Origin of the sequence: Streptomyces sp. F001 (assembly GCF_004187715.1) — a bacterium.
In the GTDB taxonomy this organism is placed as follows: domain Bacteria; phylum Actinomycetota; class Actinomycetes; order Streptomycetales; family Streptomycetaceae; genus Streptomyces; species Streptomyces flavusporus.
Genome location: NZ_QZWF01000123.1, coordinates 1 through 3,418 on the forward strand (window position 1 = coordinate 1; position 3,418 = coordinate 3,418).

Sequence of the window (3,418 nt, forward strand, 5' to 3'; positions counted from 1 at the left end):
CAGCAGGTAGAGGGCGCCCAGGTTGTGCGGCCCGGCGCACAGCAGTTCCACGTCCGCCCGGCACAGCTCCCGCAGTCGCCGCTCGGCGGGCGCACCGTCGTCGGCGAGCAGCTCACGGGCGTATGCCAGCGACGGCTTGACCGTGGACTCCAGCAGCTCGGCGAGCAGGTCCTCCTTGCCGGAGACGTAGTGGTACATGGACGCCTGCCGCATCCCGGCGCGCTCGGCGACGGCTCGGGTGGAGGTGGCCGCGTACCCACGGGTGGTGAACAACTCGGCGGCGGCGGCCAGCAGTTCCTCGCGCGGCGCCGGCCCGCCGGTCGGCCGCCGCTCGGCGCGTGGTCGGCCGACCCGTCGGCCCTGTCCGGCACCCGTCGTCCCCATGCGCTCGATCCTCGCACACGACGCCGGTTCGGCGATCTTCCGTGAGGGCTCGGTAACGGGGCGGCAACGTCCGGGCAACGCCCGCGACCCGCGCCCCGCCTAATTTCTGTCGAACGACAGAAATCGACGATCCGGAGCCGGAGGAGCCGCGATGGCCACAGCGACCACGCACGGAGCCCGCGCCCACGCACGCGCCCAAGAAGGCACCCGCACCGAGGCCATGCCCGTCGTCCCGGCCACCGACTGGGCCGCGCCGCCCTGCGCGGCGGGCCACCTCCTGTGGGCCGAGACCGTGGCGGGCGGCAACTACACGCACCGGGTGCTGGCCCGCGGCAGCGAGCTGCGCCTGACCGACGTGCGCGGCGACGCCTGTGCCCACCTGCTGCTGTTCGTCGCGGACCGCCCGTGGGAGCGGCTGAACGTGGCCGACACGGTCAAGGTCCAGTGGAACGCCTACCTCGGCGAGGGGCGGCTGCTCCTGTCCGACCAGGGCCGCGTCCTGGCGTCGGTGATCGCCGACACCTCCGGACGCCACGACACCCTGTGCGGCACCTCGACCCTCGTGCGCAACACCGACCGCTACGGCGACGGCACCCCGCAGGGCCCCTCCCCCGCCGGCCGGGAGCTGCTGAAGCTGGCCGCCGCCAAGAACGGGCTGGAGCCCCGGGACCTGCCACCGTCGCTGTCGTTCTTCCAGGGAGTGGCGGTCCGCGACGACGGGACCCTCCTCTTCACCGGCTCGTCGGGCCCCGGCGGCAGCGTGACGCTGCGCGCCGAACAGGACGTCACCGTACTGATCGCGAACGTGCCGCACCCGGCCGATCCCCGTCCCGAGTACGTCAGCACCCAGCTGGAGGTGCTCGCCTGGCGCGCCGTCCCCACCGCACCGGGCGACCCCGTGTGGGAGGCCACCCCCGAGGGCCGCCGCGCTTTCCTGAACACCGTCGACTTCCTTGCCGCCAGGGGGCTCGCATGACGACTGTGAAGACCGAGACAATCGCGGCACGGGCGGCCTGGTCGTCGGTCGTCCGCGCCGGCGAGACGCTGACCATCACCGACCTGCACGGCAACCAGGCCGTCGACTTCCTTCTCTACGACGCCCACGACACGTCGGTCCGCTACAGCGCGCCCGACACGATCCACGCCCAGGGCGGCATCTTCCTCACCACCGGCAGCGTGCTGCTCTCGAACGAGCACACGCCCCTGATGACGGTGACCGCGGACGACGTGGGCCGGCACGACACGGTCGGCGGGGCCTGCTCCAAGGAGTCGAACACGCTCCGGTACGGCCACCACACCTGGTCGCAGCACGCCTGCGTGGACAACTTCCTGGCGGAAGGCGCCCGGTACGGCCTCGGCAAGCGCGACCTCGTGTCGAACATCAACTGGTACATGAACGTGCCGGTGGAGCGGGACGGCACGCTGGGGATCGTCGACGGCCTCTCCGCACCGGGCCTGTCCGTGGCGCTGCGGGCCGAGCGGGACGTCCTCGTCCTGGCCTCCAACTGCCCGCAGATCAACAACCCCTGCAACGGCTTCGAGCCGACGGCGGTGCAGATGACGATCAGCGGGGCGGGCGGCGCATGAGCTTCGGCACACTACTGGTCGCCAACCGGGGCGAGATCGCCGTACGGATCATCCGCACCGCCCGCGAACTGGGGCTGCGCACGGTCGCGGTGTACTCCGACGCGGACCGGGGCGCGGCCCACGTCCGCCTCGCGGACCAGGCCGTCCGCCTGGGCCCGGCGCCCGCCAAGGAGTCGTACCTGGACGCCGACCTGGTGTTGAAGGCGGCGAAGGACACCGGCGCGGGCGCGATCCACCCCGGTTACGGCTTCCTGTCCGAGGACGCGGCCTTCGCCCGTCGCTGCGCGGACGCCGGGATGGTGTTCGTGGGTCCGACGCCGGAGCAGCTGGAGCTGTTCGGCGCCAAGCACACCGCCCGGGCGGCGGCCGAGGCTGCGGGAGTTCCGCTGGCGCCGGGGACGGGGCTGCTGCGGTCGCTGGAAGAAGCCCTTGGCGAAGCCTCACGCATCGGCTATCCCGTCATGCTCAAGGCCACGGGCGGGGGCGGCGGCATCGGCATGTCGGCATGCCGGTCCGCCGGCGAACTGACCGAGGCCTGGCAGCGGGTGCAGCGCGTCGCCGCGGCCTCCTTCTCCTCGGCGGGCGTGTTCCTGGAACGGCTCGTCGAGCGCGCCCGCCACGTCGAGGTGCAGGTCTTCGGGGACGGCGAGGGAAAGGTCGTCACCTTCGGCGACCGGGACTGCTCGCTCCAGCGGCGGCACCAGAAGGTGGTGGAGGAGGCGCCCGCACCTGGCCTGCCGGAGCAGGTGCGAAAACAACTGTCCGTCTCTGCCCGGGACTTGTGCGCCTCGGTCGGCTACCGGTCCGCCGGAACCGTCGAGTTCGTGTACGACGCGGGCCGCGAGGAGGCGTACTTCCTGGAGGTCAACACCCGCCTCCAGGTCGAGCACCCCGTCACCGAGGAGATCTACGGCGTCGACCTGGTCGCCTGGATGCTGCGCCTGGCGCGCGGCGAGCGCGACGTCGTGCGCCACCCCGGCCCTCCGCGCGGCCACGCCGTCGAGGCCCGCCTCTACGCCGAGGACCCCTCGCGTGACCACCGGCCGAGCGCGGGACTGCTGACGCGGGTGGAGTTCCCGCCCGGCGTGCGGGTGGACGGCTGGGTGGAGACGGGCACGGAGGTGACGACGTCGTACGACCCGATGCTCGCGAAGGTGATCGCGTACGGCCCGGACCGCGAGCAGGCGCTGCGACGGCTGGACGAGGCGCTGGCCCGCACCCGGGTGGACGGCATCGAGACGAATCTGGGCCTGGTCCGAGCGGCCCTCGCGGACCCGGCCGTCGTGGCCGCCGAGCACTCGACGGCGACCCTCGCGACGGTGACCGACCCGACCCCCCGCGTCGAGGTCGTCTCCGGCGGCACCCTCACCACCGTCCAGGACTGGCCGGGCCGCATCGGCCACTGGCAGCTCGGCGGGACGCCGACCTGCCAGTGGCCGATGCGGCC

4 protein-coding genes are annotated in these 3,418 nt (G+C 73.1%); 3 read left to right on the plus strand and 1 reads right to left on the minus strand.

Annotation, left to right across the window (positions count from 1 at the left end; translation table 11 throughout):
- Positions 1–384, minus strand: a 384-nt coding sequence (locus tag StrepF001_RS44730) for a TetR/AcrR family transcriptional regulator (RefSeq protein ID WP_129803801.1), incomplete at its 3' end; no start/stop codon positions are given.
- 151 nt (positions 385–535) lie between these two features.
- Between StrepF001_RS44730 and StrepF001_RS44735 the strand changes: the two genes are divergently transcribed.
- From StrepF001_RS44735 to StrepF001_RS44745, 3 genes are all read left to right on the plus strand, one after another.
- Positions 536–1,360, plus strand: coding sequence for an urea amidolyase associated protein UAAP1 (locus tag StrepF001_RS44735; RefSeq protein WP_129803802.1), 825 nt, complete (start codon positions 536–538; stop codon positions 1,358–1,360).
- Complete coding sequence (locus StrepF001_RS44740) at positions 1,357–1,971, plus strand: urea amidolyase associated protein UAAP2 (RefSeq protein ID WP_129803803.1); 615 nt, start codon at positions 1,357–1,359, stop codon at positions 1,969–1,971. The genes StrepF001_RS44735 and StrepF001_RS44740 overlap by 4 nt, the downstream gene beginning before the upstream one ends.
- Positions 1,968–3,418, plus strand: a 1,451-nt coding sequence (locus tag StrepF001_RS44745; protein ID WP_129803804.1) for a biotin carboxylase N-terminal domain-containing protein, incomplete at its 3' end; no start/stop codon positions are given. The genes StrepF001_RS44740 and StrepF001_RS44745, both read left to right, overlap by 4 nt.

Excerpts from the sequence above, each read along its gene's own strand:
- StrepF001_RS44735 (WP_129803802.1), top strand. The coding sequence starts at position 536 with ATGGCCACAGCGACCACGCACGGAGCCCGCGCCCACGCACGCGCCCAA.
- StrepF001_RS44740 (WP_129803803.1), top strand. The coding sequence starts at position 1,357 with ATGACGACTGTGAAGACCGAGACAATCGCGGCACGGGCGGCCTGGTCG.